Raw genomic sequence first — 17,549 nt, 5'->3', positions numbered from 1 at the left:
CCTATTCGGCGGGGTTCGGCTGGTGGACGGCCCGCTCCAGCAGGCCGAGGAAGGATCGGCCGAGCAGGCCGGTCTCGGCCGAGGTGAGCGGTCGGTGGCTGAGCAACAGAGCCTGGCCGTACAGTCCTTCGACCGCGGCCCGGGCCAGTTCGGGATCATCGAGGCCGGCGATCCGGCGGACCAGCGGGTTGAGGTGGTTGAGCACGAGTTGGGCGCGCGGACCCTGACCGCGCAACGAACCGAGGATGCCCGACCACAGGTCGTCGCCGCGACCGGCCGCGTCCTGCTCGGCCTCGGCTCGCCCGCGCTCGCCGCGCGCGTCCCGCCCGTCCAGCAGCAGCGCCGGCACGGTGACCGGCTGGAAGGTGCGCAGCGACACGTCGCAGGAGAGTGGATCGAGCGCGGCCCGCGCGTGCGCGAGGAAGCTCGCGGCGGCCAGTTCGGCGGCCGGGTCGACCGAGTCCAGGTGCGCGGTAACGGTGTCCGGGTCGAGTTCGGTGACGGTGGTGCCCGGGCGGATCTCGGCCAGTCGGTGGACCAGATCCAGGTCGTAGGTGTAGCCGCCGTTGACCACGCCGAGTCCGGCCGCCGCCGCGATCGGCGCGACCTGCCGGTACTCCTCCACGGTCGAGGTCACGTGCACGACCGGATGCCGACGGGCGAACTCGTCGAGTGCGATCCGTCCGTCCGTGGTCTCGAACGGCAGCCACGGCAGGACCAGGCGCAGCAGTTCGTCGTCGTGCCGGGCGAGTGCCTTCACGCCCAGGTGATGCACACTCAGGAACCGGGCCAGCCGCGGCTGATCGTGCGCGGCCAGGTTCGCCAGCCAGTCCCGGATGTGCCCGCCGAGCGCGTCCCGCACGCCGGCCAGCGACTCGTCGTCGTACAGACTTTCCCGGGACGCGGTGGGCCGCAGCGTGTCGGTGTCCACGACGCAGCGCACGAAGAACGCCCAGTCGGGCAACAACCCGTCGGCGTTCTCGGTGAGCAGCATGCCCTTGAGGTGCACGCGGTGCTTGCCGCGCATCGCCGGGCTGACCGCCTCCGGCAGCACGAACGCCGCGCCGCGCACCCCCGCGAGCGGTACGTCCAGGTTGATCACGTCCAGCGGGGTGAAGCCGAGCCGGCTCTCGCAGTACGCGGCGAGCGCGGCCCGACGGCGCTCCGCCGTGGGGTACGGGCGATCCCACACCGCGGGTGTGTCGGTGATCGGCGTGTGCTCGCCGGCGGCCACCACGGTGACCCGGTACGGCAACAACGCGCCGAAGTCGCGGGCGAGTTCGATCACCCGCTCCGGGGCGAACCAGGACTCGCTGCCCCGACGCGGCGTCAGGAAGACCGTGGTGCCAGGCTCTTCGCGCTCCTCGCGGGCCAACGCGCGGACCGTGTAGCGGCCGTCGGAGCCGGCCTTCCACTCCACCGGCGGCGCGTCCACCAGCGCCGAGCGGGTCACCACGGTGATCTCGTCGGCGACCACGAAGCACGCGAGCAGACCGATGCCGAACTGCCCGATGTAGTCCCGCCGGGCGCTCTCCAACTCGTCCCGTTTGGAGCTGCGCCCGATGGTCGCCAGGAAGCGGTGCACGTCGGCCTCGGTCAGCCCGACGCCGGTGTCCGCGATCCGCAGGCCGCCGTCCTCGACCGTGATGGTGATCGCCGCGTCCGCCTCGGGATCCGCGGCTCTGCGCGCGGTCACCGCGTCGACGCCGTTCTGCAGCAGCTCGCGCAGGTATACCCGGGGGCTGGAGTAGAGGTGGTGCGACAACAGGTCGACCAGACCGCGCAGATCGACCTGGAAGGTGTGGTCTGCGGCGGTTATCGCGGCGTCGTTCATGCGGACTTCGTCACCTCGGGGCAGGATCGCCGGCCGACATCCCGGCCGAGTGCTGATGGTACGAAACGGCGGGGACAGGCGGCGAATCAGTTGTCCGCCCGCCCGTCCCCGCCGACCGGGGTTCAGCTCTTGGGCGCGTCCACGGTCCGCCCGTCGCGCAGCGCCTGGAACAGCGCCTTGGAACCCTTGTCGTCCCACAGCACGGTGGAGCCGACATTCTTGACGGAGTATCCGGGGTTCGAGATCGGCACCGTCGTGGTGACGCCGTCGCCGCCGGACAGGCTGCCCATGTCCTTGAACAGGTCGTACAGGTCGAACAGCCCGGTGTCGTCGTCCACCGTCACCGCGCTCAGCGAGGCGTCCGCGACCGGGAAGGCGCTGAACGGGTTGAGCAGAACGCTCGCCGACTTGGCCTTCTTCGCCAGCGCGCTGAGGAACTTCTGCTGGTTCTCCATCCGGGCCAGGTCGGAGCGCGCCGGGTCGTAGTAGCGGGAGCGGACGAAGGCAAGCGCCTCCGCACCGTCCAGCGTCTGGCAGCCGGCCTTCAGGTCCGCGCCGGACTTCTCGTCCTTGATCGGGCCCTTGAGGCAGATGTCCACGCCGTCCATCGCGTCGACGATGTTGTTGAAGCCGCCGAAGCCGATCTCCGCGTAGTGGTCGAGCCGCATGCCGGTGGCCATCTCGACGGTCCGGGCCAGCAGCGGCGCGCCGCCGAGGTCGAAGGCCGCGTTGAGCTTGTTCTTCTGCGCCTTGACCGTCTTGCCGTTCTTGCTGAACGCCGGGATGTCCACATACGAGTCGCGCGGCAGGCTGATCAGCGCGGTGCCGCCCTTGCCCTTGTGCAGCAGCATCATCGAGTCGGTGCGCTTGCCCGCGGCCTTGCCGGTGTGCAGCTTCTTGCGGTCGTCGGCGTCCAGGCCCTCACGGCTGTCCGAGCCGACGATCAGCCACGTGGTGCCCGCGGTCGACCCCGGGCGGCCCTTGTAGTTGTCCAGGACGTCCTCGTGCCGGATCTTCGAGTCGGCCCAGAAGTACGTCACGGTGCCGAACACCACGATCAGCGTGACGAAGACCGCGATCCCGATCAGGATGCGCTTCTTCCAGTTGACCGGGCCGCGCGGGCGCCGCGGCGGACCACCGGGGCGAGGCGGCCCGTCGGGGCCGTCGGGCCCGCCGGGGCCGCTCGGCCCGCGCTGCGGCGGCGGTCCCACCGGCGCCGGGGGCGCGCCGTGCGCGTCGGCGACCGGTGGTTGCGGCGGATAGGCGTCCGGGCCGGGCGCCTGCCGGACCGGTGGGACACCGCCCGGCTGCGGCGGGTACCCACCCGGCGCGGGCGGATACCCACCCGGCGACTGCGGCGGATATCCGCCGGCCGGAGGCCCACCGACCGGATGTGCACCGGCGGAGTGGCCGCCGGGGCGGCTCGGAATCGTTCCCGGAGGGGGCTGCTGCGGCTGTTGGTCGCCATCCGCCCATCCCGGCGGCCAATTACTCATGAGATCGAAGCTTTCACTCGATCAGCCCCGAGGCAACCGAATGCCCATCTCATCGACCATCTGTTCCACAGTTGATGCTCACTTCTTACACGAGACCTCGTCACCGGATTTGGCGGAGTATGCCGGATTCGGTGTTGCCGCGACGGACGGCTGCTCGCTGCTCGCGCCGCCGACCCGGACCGGGGTCGTTCCCTGGTACGACGAGCCCACGACCACCTCGATCGTGCGGCCCAGGCCGGTGACCGACTCCAGCGTCGCGCCCGGCAGCGCGGCCTGCACCGTCTTGACCGAGCGGTTCCACCGGGGGTCGTACCGGATGATCGTGCGGGCCCCGTCCGTGGAGGTCGAGATGCGCGGCGCGCCGGCCATCGCGAAGCCCGCGTTCTTGAGGTCCTCGTGCGCGCGCGGCCCCAGGCCCGTGGTCGGCGCGCCGTTGTACACCAGCACCGAGATGTCGCCCGGCGCCACCTCGACCGACACCGGGGACGGCGCCGGGGCGGTGGTGGCACCCGGTGTGTCGGGCTTCTTCTCCGGCGGCGCGATCAGGTCCTTGTCGTCGCGGATGGCCTGGAACAGACCGGCCGCCTTGGCGTCGTCCCACAACACGGTCGAGCCCCAGTCCGGGACCTGGTGGTCCATGCTCTTGAGCGGCACCTGCGCGTAGGTGACCCCGGAGTTGGTCAGGTTCCTGAGCTTGCCGCCCAACTCCAGGAAGTCCTGCGAGCTCATCTTGTCGTCGACCTTGATCGAGCCGAGCACCGCGTCCAGCACGTTCTTGAGCTTGAGCGGGTCGGTCAGCGTGCCGGACGAGGTCGCCTTCGCGAGCACCTGCGTCATGAACTTCTGCTGGCGCTGGGTACGGCCGATGTCGCCGGTCGGGTCGCTGGCGATGTACCGGGCGCGGACGAACTGGAGGGCTTTGACGCCGTCCAGCTTGCTGGTGCCGGCGGGCAGGTCGAGGCCGGACTTGGGGTCGCGCAGCGCCTTGGGCGTACACATCTCGATGCCGCCGAGGGTGTCCACGACGCTGACGAACGAGACGAAGTTGACCTCGATGTAGTGGTCGATCCTGATGCCGGTGGCCTTCTCCACGGTGGCGACCGTGAGCGGGGGGCCGCCGAGCGTGTAGGCGGCGTTGATCTTGCCCTTGGAGGGGCCGCGTTGCTCGCCGGTGGTCTTGTCCTTGTGCGCGGGGAACTCCACGTAGCTGTCGCGCGGCAGGCTGGTGATGGTCGCGCGGTCCCGCTTGGCGTTGAGGTGCACGATCATCACCGTGTCGGTGCAGTCGCAGGACTCACCGCCGGCGTGCAGCTTGTTGAGGGTGTCCTTGGAGATGCCGGCGCGGTTGTCCGAGCCGACGACCAGGAAGTTGAGGTCCTTGCCGGATCCGGTGCCCGGGCGGTTCTCCAGGCCCTTGAACGGGTCTATCCGCTGGATCTTTCCGTCGAAGTGCTTCACCCACGCCCAGCCGATGCCGCTGGTCACCAGGATCGCCGCCGCGAGCACGCCGGTGATCAGTACGAGCCAGTTGCGGCCGACGTTGCGCTCGGGCCGGTCGCCGGTGGTGGTTCTCGCCGGGGGTCGGCCGCCGGTCGTCGCCATGGGCTGCGGTGTCCCTCCTCGCGGACCGATGTCGTCCCGCCGTTCGCCGCGCACCCTTGCGGCGCGCACCGTGCGGATCTGCATCCGTACCCGCGTTCACCCGAAGGACGCCTGCCCGTCCGACCACGGTTGCGGTGGGCGTCGAACCACCGTAAAGCGGGATCCGGCGGGATCAAGGACGGCACGCCGACGATCGCCCTCGCTCGCTCACCCGGTCGATGCCCGTCGGCAGGTCCATTCGCAGTACGCTCCAAGGCGATGAATCACACCGCCGACGAGCCCGCCACGCACGAGCCCCCAGCTCGCCGAGCGGAGCCGCTTCCCGAAAAACCGCCCGTCTCCGTGATCATGCCGGTGCTCAACGAGTCCCGACATCTCGAAGAGGCCGTCGGTCGTGTGCTCGCGCAGGACTACCCCGGCGACATCGAAGTGGTGATCGCGCTCGGACCGTCCACGGACGACACCGACTCCATCGCCGCCCGGTTGGTCGCGAACGACGAGCGGGTGCACACCGTCGCCAACCCGAGCGGTCGGACCCCGTGCGCGCTCAACGCCGCGATCGGCGCCTCCAGCCATCCGGTGATCGTGCGCGTGGACGGCCACGGCATCCTGCCCGCGGGCTACATCTCCACCGCCGTCCGGTTGCTGGTCGACACCGGTGCGGCCAATGTCGGCGGGCTCATGCACGCCGAGGGCACCACCCCGTACGAGGACGCGGTCGCCCGCGCGATGACCTCCAAACTCGGCGTCGGGAACGCGCGCTTCCACACCGGCGGCAGCGCGGGGCCCGCGGACACCGTGTACCTCGGCGTCTTCCGGCGCGAGGTGCTGGAGGAAATGGGCGGTTACAACGAGGAGTTCGAGCGCGCCCAGGACTGGGAGCTGAACTACCGGATCCGGCAGGCCGGCTACCTGATCTGGTTCTCGCCCGAGCTCAAGGTCTCCTACCGGCCCAGGCAGACCCCCAAGGCGCTGGCCAAGCAGTACTTCAACTACGGCCGTTGGCGGCGGGTGGTGTCCCGGCACCACAAGGGTTCGGTCAACCTTCGCTATCTGGCGCCGCCGGCCGCGCTGCTCGCGGTCGCGCTGGGCACGGTGGCCGGTCTGGTCGGCTTCTGGCCCGGCTGGCTGCTGCCCGGCGGCTACGTGGTGGCCATCCTGGGCGGCGTCGCGTGGGAGGGCCGCGGCCTGCGGCCCGCCGCGTTCGTCCGCCTGCCCATCGTGCTCGCCACGATGCACGGGGCTTGGGGAGCCGGCTTCCTGACCAGCCCGAAGAGCCTCGCCGATCGCGTCGAGGCGGGCACGGAGCGGCCGGCCGACGAGTTGAGCTGAACCACCGGCAACGGTTGTCCGAGGGCCCGGGTCGCGCGCGTGCGACCCGGGCCCTCGCGTTGTGCGGGAGAGGCGTCGTCTCGGCTGCGGCCCGGGATCGGGCTTCGGACCCGGCCTCGGCCGGGCCTCGGCCGCGGCCACGAATCGGGCTCCGGGGCCGGCCTCGAGCCGACGACTCGCCGCTTCTTCGGCCGGAAACCGGGTCCTTTCGGTAAATCCAAGTAACGTGGCCGCCCTGGTCACCGCTCGTCCCCGGTGACAGTCTGTGAACAGTCGGCACGGCCTTGGGAGACGACGGCGATGAGCGACAGGGACTCGGCTGTGGCCGCTGGAGTGGCGATTCCGGACGCCCGGCAGGCCGCGGAGGATCGCGGCTTCACCCCGCCCGAACGGCTGCGGCGCGTCGTCGTCACCCACACGGACGTGGGTGGGGAGCATCCGGACGATCCGGTCGAGGGTGCCTACGTGCTGCGGGTCGAGCCCGCCGAGACGGTCGCGGTGACCACCTCGGTGCGGGTGTCCGAGACCGGCGTGGTGCGCTCGCTGCGGGTGCCGGTCGACCCGGCCAAGACCGCCCGGCTCGCCGCCGCGCGGGCCGCGGTCGAGGCGCTCGACGGCGGTGGGGTGCTCAAGGGACTGCGCCGGATCATGGCCCAGCGCGACCTGGAGGCGGTCCGCCGCACCCACCGGGCCGAGGCCGAACGCGACGCCGACGCGTGGGCACTGCGCTGCGCGCAGGCGTACGAGCCGTACGTGCGCGCGTTCGCGGCCGACGCGCAGCCGCCGGCCGCGTCCTCGCCGGTGCTGGGCATCGGGCCGACCAACACCTGCGGACAGGGGCACGCGTGGGCCCGCGCGGTCGAGCGGCACCTGCCGGGCGTCCGCGCCGAGGCGTCCGCGCTCACCTCCGCCAACACCCTGGGTTACCCCACCGATCAGGCGATCGAGACCGACGACTGGCTGTCCACCCGCTGGCAGTTGGGCCGGCTCGCCCATGTGCTGGATCGCTACACCCACGTCCTGGCGGAGTGCGGGATGCCCGCGTTCGGCCGACTCGGCGGTTCCTGGGTGGACACCGACCTGGCCGAGCTGCGGGCGGCCGGGATCGCGCTGGGACTGGTGCTGTACGGCTCGGAGGTGCGCGATCCGGCGGCGCACCGGGCCCGGGTCGAGTTCTCGCCGTTCGACCCGCGCTACGAGCTCACCCACGCGTTGCAGGCCAAGGTGGACCGGCTGCTGCCGATCCTGCGGGACCTGGACGTGCCGACCTTCGTGGCCACGCCCGACCTGATCGCGGACGTACCGAACGCGGTATGGCTGCCCCCCGCGCTCGACCCCGGGGTGTGGCGCGCCGACACACCGGTGCTGACCCGGGAACGCCCGGTCGTACTGCATGTGATGTCGAGCCCGTTCCTGCACGGCACCGCGCGAATCGAGCCCACCCTGCACCGACTGCACGAGATCGGCCTGATCGAGTACCGGCGGGTCCTGAGCCGCTCCGCCCGCGAACTCCCGGCGCTGTTCGCGGACGCCGACATCGTGCTCGACCAATTCGCCTGCGGCTCCTACGGCATGACCTCGTGTCAGGCGCTCGCGGCGGGCCGCCTGACGATCTGCTACCTGCACGAGTCGGCGACCGCGCACCTGCCGTCCGACCTGCCCATCCGCGGCGCGGACCCGAACTCGCTCGCCGAGGTGCTGGAGGAGGTGATCGCCGAACCGGACGCGGCCCGCGAACTGGCCGCCCGCGGCCCGGCGTACGTCGCCGAGCACCACGACGGCCGGCGTTCGGCCCGCGTCCTCGCCGATTTCCTGGGCGTGGCGGCCGAGTGAGCACTAGCGTTCGAGGGTGGCAATCGACCCCAGCGCGGACGTTGACGAGTCGGCAACCATCGGCGAGGGCACCCGTGTGTGGCACCTCGCCCAGATCCGGGAGGGCGCGGTCCTCGGCCCGAACTGCGTGATCGGTCGCGGCGCGTACATCGGGCCCGCGGTCCGCGTCGGGGCCAACGTCAAGGTGCAGAACCACGCGCTGGTCTACGAGCCCGCGGTGCTGGAGGACGGCGTCTTCATCGGTCCGGCCGTCGTGCTCACCAACGACATGTACCCGCGCGCGATCACCCCCGACGGCCTGCTCAAGGGCGAAAAGGACTGGCTGGCCCAGGGCGTGACGGTCCGTCAGGGTGCCGCCGTGGGCGCCCGCAGCGTGGTCGTCGCGGGCGTGACGATCGGCCGCTGGGCCCTGATCGCCGCCGGCGCGGTGGTGCATCGCGACGTCCCCGACCACGCCCTGATGGCCGGCGTCCCGGCCCGCCGCATCAAATGGGTCGGCCGCGCGGGCGTGCCCCTGACCGACGCGGGCGACGGCCGGTGGCGCTGCCCGGAAACCGGCGAGCTGTACACGGAACAGGACGGGCGACTGACCCTGACACCGCCGCCCGCCGCCTCGCCCGCATAGGTGGACCCTTCCGGTTGCCGCCGCGATCGCCGAATCCCCCGGCCGAAGCCTCGCCGGCCTCTCGGCCGGGGGATCGTGGCGCTCCGCACCTCACCCGTGCGGACCGAGGGGCCTACTTCGGCAGGTTCCGGGCCATCACGATGCGCTGAACCTGATTCGTGCCTTCATAGATCTGGGTGATCTTGGCGTCGCGCATCATCCGCTCCAGCGGGTAGTCGCGCGTGTAGCCGTAGCCGCCGAGGAGCTGGACCGCGTCCACGGTGATCTCCATCGCCGCGTCGGAGGCGAAGCACTTGGCGGCGGCGCCGTGGAAGGTCAGGTCGGCGTCGCCGCGCTCGGACTTGGCCGCCGCCGCGTAGGTCAGTTGCCGGGCCGCCTCCAGCTTCATCGCCATGTCCGCGAGCATGAACTGGATGCCCTGGAAGTCCGCGATCGGCTTGCCGAACTGCTTGCGCTCCCGCACGTACCCCTTCGCGTAGTCGAGCGCGCCCTGCGCGATGCCCAGCGCCTGCGCCGCGATCGTCACGCGCGTGTGGTCGAGCGTCTTCATCGCGGTGGCGAAGCCGGTGCCCTCGGCGCCGATGATCCGGTCGGCCGGGATCCGCACGGTGTCGAGGTAGACCTCGCGCGTCGGCGAACCCTTGATGCCGAGCTTCTTCTCCGGCGCGCCGAACGAGACGCCCTCGTCCGACTTCTCCACCACGAAGGCCGAGATGCCCTTGCTGCGCTTGTCCGGGTCGGTCACCGCCATCACCGTGTAGAACTCGGACACGCCCGCGTTGGTGATCCAGCGCTTGACGCCGTTCAGCACCCACGAGTCGCCGTCGCGCACCGCGCGGGTCTTCATCGCGGCGGCGTCCGAGCCCGCCTCGGGCTCGGACAGGCAGTAGGAGAACATCCCGTCGCCGCGCGCCACCGCGCCGAGGTAGCGCCGCTTGAGGTCCTCGGACCCGGACAGCACGAGCGGCATGGTGCCGAGCTTGTTGACCGCCGGGATCAGCGACGAGGAGGCGCACACCCGCGCGATCTCCTCGATCACGATCACGGTGGCCAGCGCGTCCGCGCCCGAGCCGCCGTACTCCTCGGGGATGTGGACCGCGTGCAGATCGTTCGCGGTGAGCGCGTCCAGCGCCTCCTGCGGAAAGCGGGACTGCTCGTCGACCTCGGCGGCGAACGGGGCGATCTTCGCCTCGGCGAGGGCGCGGACCGACTCGCGGAGCATGTCGTGCTCCTCGGAGACGCGGTAGAGGTCGAAGTCTTTTCGTCCGGCCACGGGTGCCTGCCTCTCGACTGAAGGATGTGCGGCGCGTACGCAGCAGCGTTTTATTACCGCTCAGTAAACAACACGGTCGCCCACAATTATTCAGCCGCACCCCGGCCGGGCCCGCATCGGCACGGCCACGATTCGACGACGCCGGCGTGACGGCGACGGATACGATCCATGACGGACGGCATCCGTACCCGTCCCATCAGGCACCATCAGGCTCCATCCCGCCCTCGACGAAGAAGTCAGGTGACGTACGTGGCACCCCGCATCACGGTCATCGGTACCGGCTACCTGGGCGCCACGCACGCGGCGTGCATGGCCGAGCTGGGCTTCGAGGTCCTCGGGATGGACGTGGATCCCGACAAGGTGGCCACCCTCTCGAGCGGCCGGACGCCGTTCTGGGAGCCCGGGCTGGAAGAGCTGATGGCCCCGCACGTCACGTCGGGGCGGCTGCGCTTCACCACGGACGTCACCGAGCTCGCCGAGTTCGGCGACGTGCACTTCGTCTGTGTGAACACGCCGCAGCGCAAGGGCGAGTTTGCCGCCGACGTGTCCTACATCGACGCCGCCGTGGACGCGCTGGCCCCGCTGCTCACCCGCCCGTGCCTGGTCGTCGGCAAGTCCACCGTCCCGGTCGGCACCGCCGAGCGCCTCGCCGTCCGGATCGCCGAGCTGGCGCCGGTGGGCACCGAGGCCGAGCTGGCCTGGAACCCCGAGTTCCTGCGCGAGGGCTACGCCGTCCAGGACACCCTGCACCCGGACCGGCTGGTGATCGGCGTGCGCTCGCAGCGGGCCGAGGCCGCGCTGCGCGAGGTGTACGCGAAGCTGCTCGCCGAGGACGTACCACTCGTGGTGACCGACTTCGCCACCTCCGAGCTGGTCAAGACCGCCGCCAACTCGTTCCTGGCCACCAAGATCTCCTTCATCAACGCGATGGCCGAGGTCTGCGAGGCGGCCGGGGCCGACGTCGAGCAACTGTCCGAGGCACTCGCCTTCGACCCGCGGATCAACGGCCGCTTCCTCAAGGCCGGCCTCGGCTTCGGCGGTGGTTGCCTGCCCAAGGACATCCGCGCGTTCATGGCCCGGGCGGGTGAATTGGGCGCCGACCAGGCGCTCACCTTCCTGCGCGAGGTGGACGCGATCAACATGCGCCGCCGGTTCCGGATGGTCGACCTCGCCCGCGAGCAGTGCGACGGCAGCTTCCTGGGCCGCCGGGTGGCCGTCTTCGGCGCCGCCTTCAAGCCGAACTCGGACGACATCCGCGACTCGCCCGCGCTCAACGTCGCCGCCCAGGTGCAGCTCCAGGGCGGCGAGGTGACCGTGTACGACCCCAAGGCCATGGACAACGCCAGGAAGATGTACCCGGGCCTGACCTTCGCCGAGACCGCCTTCGACGCCGCCCGGGGCGCCCACGTGGTGCTGCATCTGACCGAGTGGCCGGAGTTCCGCGAGATGGATCCGGCCGAACTGGGCGAGATCGTCGCACAACGTCGCGTACTCGACGGGCGCAATGCCCTCGACCCGGTGCGCTGGCGCGGCGCAGGATGGACGTACCGGGCACTCGGTCGCCCCTGAGTAGCCGGCCCGCCCCGGGGGCACAGTCACCGGGCCGACGGCGCCGCGCCGTCCGTCTGTCGGGGGGCACCGCGAGCAGCGAGACAAGGACTGCGAGGTCATCAGCATGCCGTACGGCGACGAGGCCACGATCCGACGGATCCTCGACACACACACGTGGGCGGTGGTGGGACTCAGCACCAACTCCCATCGCGCCGCATATGGAGTAGCCGCGTTCCTCCGCCAGTGGGGAAAGCGCGTCGTGCCCGTGCACCCGAAGGCCGAGATCGTGCACGGCGAGCAGGGCTACGCCACGCTCGCCGAGATCCCGTTCCCGGTGGACGTGGTCGACGTGTTCGTCAACTCGGAACATGCCGGCGAGATCGCCGACCAGGCCGTCAAGATCGAGGCGAAGGCGGTCTGGTTCCAGTTGGACGTGATCGACGAGCGGGCCTACCAGCGCGTCCGCGACGCGGGCCTGGACATGGTGATGGACCGCTGCTCCGCGGTGGAGCTCCAGCGCATCACGATGACCGGGGCGGGCCGGGCCTGATTTGCTTGTCGGGCGACTTCGTCGCCGGCTCGCGAGGGGCTGCTTGTTGGGCGACTTCGTCGCCGGCTCGCGAGGGGCTGCTTGTTGGGCGACTTCGTCGCCGGCTCGCGAGGCACCGCTTTTTCTTTCCCCCGCTTCGCTCCTCCAAGAAAAAGCGGTGCCTCGCTCGGGGCTTCGTGTCCCTCCGCTTCGCTCCGGGGCACGAAGCCCACGCTTGCGGCTCCGCCGCTCTCCGCGCTTCGCGCGTCGATCACTGGGGTGGGGTGGGTCGGGGGCGCTGACGCGCCGGGGGCTGGGCGCCGGGGGCTGACGGGTCGGGGCTGGGACCCGATCCGCTCAGGGGTCGGGGGCGCTGACGCGCCGGGCCTCTGTCGCGGCGGGGGGTCTAGGACCCGATCCGCTCGCGCAGTTTGCGGCCTTTCTCGGTTGCCTGCGCCTTCAGGTCGGCCTGGAACGCGGTCATCCGGGCCAGCAGTGCCGGATCGTGGGCCGCCAGCATCCGCACCGCGAGCAGGCCGGCGTTGCGTGCGCCGCCGATCGAGACGGTGGCCACCGGCACGCCGGCCGGCATCTGCACGATCGACAACAGCGAGTCCATGCCGTCCAGGTACTTGAGCGGCACCGGTACGCCGATCACCGGCAGCGGGGTGACCGAGGCGAGCATCCCGGGCAGGTGCGCGGCGCCGCCCGCGCCCGCGATGATCGCCTTGAGACCGCGCTCGGCCGCGCTCGTGCCGTACTCGATCATCTCCTGCGGCATCCGGTGCGCGGAGACCACGTCGGCCTCGTACGCGATCTGGAACTCGTCCATGACCTGCGCGGCGAGTTCCATCACCGGCCAGTCCGAGTCGGACCCCATGACGATGCCGACGACGGGCTGCGTGCTCATTCGGTGATGTCCCCTCGGAGGTAGTCGGCGGCGTGTCGGGCGCGCTCGCGCACGTCCGCCAGATCGTCGCCGCACACGGTGACGTGCCCGACCTTGCGGCCGGCCTTCACGTCCTTGCCGTACATGTGCACCTTGACCCCGGGATCGCGGGCCATCACGTGCAGGTACGGGCGGTACATGTCCGGGTAGTCGCCGCCGAGCACGTTGACCATCACGGTCCACGGGGCCCGGGCGCGCGGGTCGCCCAGCGGCAGGTCGAGCACCGCGCGCAGGTGGTTCTCGAACTGCGAGGTGACCGCGCCGTCGATGCTCCAGTGCCCGCTGTTGTGCGGACGCATGGCCAGCTCGTTGACCAGGATCCGGCCGTCGGTGGTCTCGAACAGCTCGACCGCGAGATGTCCCGTCACATCCAGCTCGCCCGCGATCGACAGCGCGATCCGCTGCGCCTGCACCGCGCGCTCCTCGGCCAGGTCCGGCGCGGGCGCGATCACCTCGCGGCACACGCCGTCCACCTGGATCGACTCGACCACGGGATAGGCCACCGCCTGGCCGTGCGGCGAGCGCACCACGCAGGCCGCCAGCTCGCGGGTGAAGTCCACCTTCTCCTCGGCGAGCACCGGCACCCCGGCCGCGAACGGCACGGCGGCCTCGTCCTCGCCGCGCACGATCCACACGCCCTTGCCGTCGTAACCGCCGCGGGTGGTCTTGAGCACCACCGGCCAGCCGCCCACCTCGGCGGCGAACGCCGCGACGTCGGCCGGGTCGGTCACGATCCGGTTGCGCGGGCACGGCACGCCGATCTCGGCCAGCCGGGCCCGCATGACGCCCTTGTCCTGGGCGTGTACCAGGGCCTTCGGACTCGGCCGCACGACCACGCCGTCGGCCTCCAGGGCCTCCAGGAGCGCGGGGGGCACCTGTTCGTGGTCGAAGGTGACCACGTCACAGCCCTGCGCGAAGCGGCGCAGGTCGGCGAGGTCGTCCTCACTGCCGAGCACGACGTCGCCGACGACCTGGGCCGCGGATTCGGACGGGGATGCGGCGAGTACGCGAAAGCGGGCGCCGAGCGGGATTGCGGCCTGGTGCGTCATGCGGGCGAGCTGGCCGCCGCCGACCATGCCGACGACTGGGAACGTCACGGGGGAAGGGTACCGACCCGACCCGGGTGGGCGTGTCGGCGGGCATTCCGGGCGCGGCCGAGCAGGCCCGAACGACATGTGCCACATGGGGCGGAAGATGTTCCGGTAAAGAGTCTGCGACATGAGGGAGACCGCGCGCCGATGCCGAACGGCCGCGGCGGCTACCCTCGTCGGGTGAGTCGTCATGCCGATAGCACCCGCGGAGCCAGAGCAGCGTCCGAGCCGTTGCCCGTCGACGCACGTCCCGACACGGTCGGCACGCCGCCCGCGAGTCGTCTCGCGCGCTTTCGTGCCGAGGTCACCCAATTCCTGGTCGCGGGCGGGCTCGCCTACGCGGTGGACGTACTCGTGTTCAACCTCGGCCTCTCGCTCGGCATGGGCGGGGTCGCGGCGAAGATCATGTCCTCGATCCCGGCGACGATCGTCGCCTACGTCGGTAACCGGTACTGGACCTATCGGCATCGGGATCGCACCGGCGTCGGCCGCGAATACACCCTCTTCTTCGTGTTCAGCGCGATCGCGGCGGGCATCCAGGCATCGAGTGTGTACGTCTCGCACACCCTGATGGGCTACGAGAGCACGCTCGCCGACAACATCTCGGCGAACATCGTCGGTATGGCCCTCGGCACGCTGTTCCGCTTCTGGGCATTCCGTACGTGGGTGTTCAAGCACAAACGGCCGGAATCCGTGCCGGTCGTCGAAGGTGGCATGTCGTGAAGGCGCTCCGGGATTGGTACGGCCGGGTCGGACACCTGCTGCACGAGACGCTGAAGTTCGGCGCCGTGGGCGGCTTCGGCGTGATCGTCAACGTGATCGTGTTCAACATCTGCCGCAACCACCTCGGCCTGGCCTCGGTGCGCTCGTCGGTGATCTCGACCGCGATCGCGATCGTGGTCAACTACCTGGGCAACCGGTACTGGGCCTTCCGGCACCGTACGTCCGCGGACAGTCGCCGCGAGTTCGTGCTGTTCATGGTGTTCAGCGGGGTCGGCATGGCGATCGAGGCGGGCACCGTGGCCATCTCGCACTACTGGCTCGGCTACCCCTCGCTGCTCGCGGACAACGTCGCCAAGTACGCGGTCGGACTGCCGCTGGGCACGCTGTTCCGCTTCTGGTCCTACCGCACGTGGGTGTTCACCGGCACCCACCAGGTCGACCGCAAGGCGGTCCGGGTGGTCGCGCCGCAGGCGGGCGAGGCGACCGAGGACGCCGCGGAGGCGGACGGACGGCCGGCGCGCCCGGGCCGGGCACGCCTGGACACCGAGGCGGCCCGGCTGGTGGAGGACGAGAGTGAGACGTCCCGGGCCTGAGGCCCGGGACATCGAAGGCTCGGGGTTCGAAGGCTCGGGGTTCGAAGGCTCGGGGTTCGAAGGCCCGGGGTTCGAAGGCCCGGGGGCCTTACTCCGGCGGTTCCTCCGGGTGGGCCGCCAGGAACACCGCGAACACCGGCGGGCGCTGCTGGAGCAGTTCCAGGCGACCGCCGTCCGCCTCGGCAAGGTCGCGGGCGACCGCGAGGCCCAGGCCGGTCGAGTTGTGGCCGCTGACCGCCCGCTCGAAAACCCGCGCACCCAGCTCGTCGGGCACTCCCGTGCCCTCGTCCTCGACCTCGAGCACCACCGACGTGCCGGTCGTCCGGGTACGAATGTTCACCGCGCCCGCGCCGTGCATGAGGGTGTTCTCGACCAGCGTCGCGAGCACCTGGGACAGCGCGCCGGGCGTGGCCACGGCGGTCAGCCCGCGCTCCCCCTCGACCCGGATGTTGCGTTTGGCCTCGCGGAAGTTGGGCCGCCACTCGTCGATCTGCTGCTGGATCACGTCGTCCACCCGCACGGTGACCGCGGACATGTTGCGCGGGTCGCGCCCGCCGCTGCCGCGCCGGCTGCTGGTCAGCAGCCGCTGCACCACGTCGGTGAGCCGCTCCACCTGGGAGAGGGCGATCGCGGCCTCCTCCTTGACGATCTCCGGATCCTCGGTCGCGACGATCTCCTCGAGGCGCATCGAGAGCGCGGTGAGCGGGGTGCGCAGTTGGTGGGAGGCGTCCGCGGCGAGTCGGCGCTCGGCGGTGAGCATCCGGGCGATGCGTTCGGCGCTCTGGTCCAGCACCTCGGCCACCCGATCCAGTTCGGGCACGCCGTACCGGCGGTGCCTTGGCCGGGGGTCGCCGGAGCCGAGCCGTTCGGCGGTCTCGGCCAGGTCGGTCAGCGGGCGGGCCAGCCGGCGGGCCTGCCACACGGCGAGGGCGGCGGCGGCCGCGACGGCGAGCAGCGCGACGCCGAGGATCAGCAGGAGGGATTCGCGGATCTTGCCGGTGACCCGCTCGCGCGGCTCGCCGACGGTGACCGAGTCGCCCATCTCGCCGTGCATGTCCTTCTCGAAGACCCGGCCGCTCGGCTTGTCGCCGATCACCAGCGGGGGCTCCCCCGGCAGCCGCACGATCGCGTAGCGATGCGGTTCGATCTGGCGGTGCAGCAGTTCCGCGTCCGAGCGTTCACCGGAGGCCAGCCGCAGCTCGACGACCTCCAGGATGCGCGCGGCCTCGGCCTTGAGGCTGTCGCCGGCGCTGTTCTCGATCGCGTGCGTCTCCACGAACGCCAGGGGCACGCCGAGGACCGCCACGACGACCAGGACCACGCCGAGCGTGGTGTTGATGAGCCTGCGACGCAAGGTTGGTCCCGTCAGCTTTCCGAGGTCGGTTCCCGCGAAGTCGGCCCGGCTCGAAGTCAGCTCTTCTCGAAGCGGAAGCCCACGCCGCGCACGGTGGTGATGTAGCGGGGGTTGCCCGCGTCGTCGCCGAGCTTCTTGCGCAGCCACGAGATGTGCATGTCCAGCGTCTTGGTGGAACTCCACCACGTGGTGTCCCACACCTCGCGCATGAGCTGGTCACGGGTGACCACCCGGCCGGCGTCGCGCACGAGCACGCGCAGCAGGTCGAACTCCTTGGCGGTGAGCTGGAGCTCCTCCTCGCCGATCCAGGCGCGGTGCGAGTCGACGTCGATGCGTACGCCGTGCACCCCCTGGCCGACGTCGGCGGCGCCGCGCCGCAGCAGCGCGCGAACACGCGCGAGCAGCTCGGCCAGCCTGAAGGGCTTGGTGACGTAGTCGTCGGCACCGGCATCGAGGCCGACCACTGTGTCCACTTCGTCGGCGCGCGCGGTCAGGACCAGCACCGGGAAGCCGTGCCCTTCGGCGCGCAGCCGCCGGCACACCTCCAGGCCGTCCATCCCGGGCAGACCGAGGTCGAGGACGAGCAGGTCCACCCCGCTCTGCGCGGCGCATTCGAGAGCGCTTGGGCCGTCCTCGCGCACCTCGACCTCGTAGCCCTCTCGGCGCAACGCACGCGCGAGCGGTTCGGAGATGGATGCGTCGTCCTCGGCGAGCAGTACGCGGGTCATGACCTTGATGTTACTGAGCCATCGGCTCGAGGTTGA

General features: G+C 71.1%; 15 protein-coding genes. 7 read left to right on the top strand and 8 right to left on the bottom strand.

What is annotated here, in order from left to right; all coding sequences use genetic code 11:
• Nucleotide 1: 1 nt before the first annotated feature.
• The 3 genes from ACIRL2_RS21570 to ACIRL2_RS21560 all read right to left on the bottom strand — a co-directional run bounded on the left by ACIRL2_RS21570 (nt 2) and on the right by ACIRL2_RS21560 (nt 4,932).
• Nucleotides 2-1,834, bottom strand: coding sequence for an HSP90 family protein (locus tag ACIRL2_RS21570; RefSeq protein ID WP_402234022.1), 1,833 nt, complete (start codon nt 1,832-1,834; stop codon nt 2-4).
• A gap of 122 nt (nt 1,835-1,956) precedes the next feature.
• Nucleotides 1,957-3,330 (bottom strand): LCP family protein, encoded by a 1,374-nt coding sequence (locus tag ACIRL2_RS21565; RefSeq protein WP_402234020.1) that lies wholly within the window; start codon nt 3,328-3,330, stop codon nt 1,957-1,959.
• A gap of 78 nt (nt 3,331-3,408) precedes the next feature.
• On the bottom strand, nt 3,409-4,932 hold the full coding sequence (locus ACIRL2_RS21560) for an LCP family protein (protein ID WP_395870606.1): 1,524 nt from the start codon (nt 4,930-4,932) through the stop codon (nt 3,409-3,411).
• A gap of 258 nt (nt 4,933-5,190) precedes the next feature.
• On the opposite strand from ACIRL2_RS21560, the gene ACIRL2_RS21555 reads away from it, so the two are divergent.
• From ACIRL2_RS21555 to ACIRL2_RS21545, 3 genes are all read left to right on the top strand, one after another.
• Nucleotides 5,191-6,264 carry a glycosyltransferase family 2 protein gene (locus tag ACIRL2_RS21555; protein WP_395870604.1) on the top strand — a complete coding sequence of 358 codons (1,074 nt, stop codon included), beginning with the start codon at nt 5,191-5,193 and terminating at the stop codon, nt 6,262-6,264.
• Between the two features lie 300 nt (nt 6,265-6,564).
• Nucleotides 6,565-8,097 carry a glycosyltransferase gene (locus tag ACIRL2_RS21550; protein ID WP_395870602.1) on the top strand — a complete coding sequence of 511 codons (1,533 nt, stop codon included), beginning with the start codon at nt 6,565-6,567 and terminating at the stop codon, nt 8,095-8,097.
• A 22-nt stretch (nt 8,098-8,119) separates the two neighbouring features.
• On the top strand, nt 8,120-8,722 hold the full coding sequence (locus tag ACIRL2_RS21545) for an acyltransferase (protein ID WP_395870674.1): 603 nt from the start codon (nt 8,120-8,122) through the stop codon (nt 8,720-8,722).
• A gap of 112 nt (nt 8,723-8,834) precedes the next feature.
• On the opposite strand, the gene ACIRL2_RS21540 is transcribed toward ACIRL2_RS21545, so the two are convergent.
• The gene (locus tag ACIRL2_RS21540) at nt 8,835-9,995 is read right to left on the bottom strand and encodes an acyl-CoA dehydrogenase family protein (RefSeq protein ID WP_402234017.1); all 1,161 of its coding nucleotides are present in this window, start codon (nt 9,993-9,995) and stop codon (nt 8,835-8,837) included.
• Between the two features lie 249 nt (nt 9,996-10,244).
• Here ACIRL2_RS21540 and ACIRL2_RS21535 point away from each other — a divergent pair, with 249 nt between their 5' ends.
• Both ACIRL2_RS21535 and ACIRL2_RS21530 read left to right on the top strand, forming a co-directional pair.
• A complete protein-coding gene (locus ACIRL2_RS21535; RefSeq protein WP_395870598.1) occupies nt 10,245-11,564 on the top strand; it encodes a UDP-glucose dehydrogenase family protein in 1,320 nt (439 codons plus the stop codon).
• A gap of 106 nt (nt 11,565-11,670) precedes the next feature.
• Entirely contained in the window at nt 11,671-12,096 is a 426-nt protein-coding gene (locus ACIRL2_RS21530; RefSeq protein ID WP_395870596.1) for a CoA-binding protein, read from the top strand.
• Between the two features lie 385 nt (nt 12,097-12,481).
• On the opposite strand, the gene purE is transcribed toward ACIRL2_RS21530, so the two are convergent.
• Complete coding sequence (purE, locus tag ACIRL2_RS21525) at nt 12,482-12,985, bottom strand: 5-(carboxyamino)imidazole ribonucleotide mutase (protein ID WP_395870594.1); 504 nt, start codon at nt 12,983-12,985, stop codon at nt 12,482-12,484.
• A complete protein-coding gene (locus ACIRL2_RS21520) occupies nt 12,982-14,121 on the bottom strand; it encodes a 5-(carboxyamino)imidazole ribonucleotide synthase (RefSeq protein ID WP_395870592.1) in 1,140 nt (379 codons plus the stop codon). The genes purE and ACIRL2_RS21520 overlap by 4 nt, the downstream gene beginning before the upstream one ends.
• Before the next feature lie 225 nt (nt 14,122-14,346).
• On the opposite strand from ACIRL2_RS21520, the gene ACIRL2_RS21515 reads away from it, so the two are divergent.
• Nucleotides 14,347-14,838 (top strand): GtrA family protein, encoded by a 492-nt coding sequence (locus ACIRL2_RS21515; protein WP_395870590.1) that lies wholly within the window; start codon nt 14,347-14,349, stop codon nt 14,836-14,838.
• On the top strand, nt 14,835-15,431 hold the full coding sequence (locus ACIRL2_RS21510; protein WP_395870588.1) for a GtrA family protein: 597 nt from the start codon (nt 14,835-14,837) through the stop codon (nt 15,429-15,431). The genes ACIRL2_RS21515 and ACIRL2_RS21510 overlap by 4 nt, the downstream gene beginning before the upstream one ends.
• 88 nt (nt 15,432-15,519) lie before the next feature.
• On the opposite strand, the gene ACIRL2_RS21505 is transcribed toward ACIRL2_RS21510, so the two are convergent.
• Together ACIRL2_RS21505 and ACIRL2_RS21500 are read right to left on the bottom strand one after the other, a co-directional pair.
• A complete protein-coding gene (locus tag ACIRL2_RS21505; RefSeq protein WP_395870586.1) occupies nt 15,520-16,785 on the bottom strand; it encodes an ATP-binding protein in 1,266 nt (421 codons plus the stop codon).
• Nucleotides 16,786-16,841: 56 nt separating this feature from the next.
• On the bottom strand, nt 16,842-17,513 hold the full coding sequence (locus tag ACIRL2_RS21500; RefSeq protein WP_020556678.1) for a response regulator transcription factor: 672 nt from the start codon (nt 17,511-17,513) through the stop codon (nt 16,842-16,844).
• Nucleotides 17,514-17,549: the final 36 nt, after the last annotated feature.

Origin of the sequence: Embleya sp. NPDC127516 (assembly GCF_044765325.1) — a bacterium.
GTDB lineage: Bacteria > Actinomycetota > Actinomycetes > Streptomycetales > Streptomycetaceae > Embleya.
This window is presented reverse-complemented; position numbering and strand designations above follow the sequence as displayed.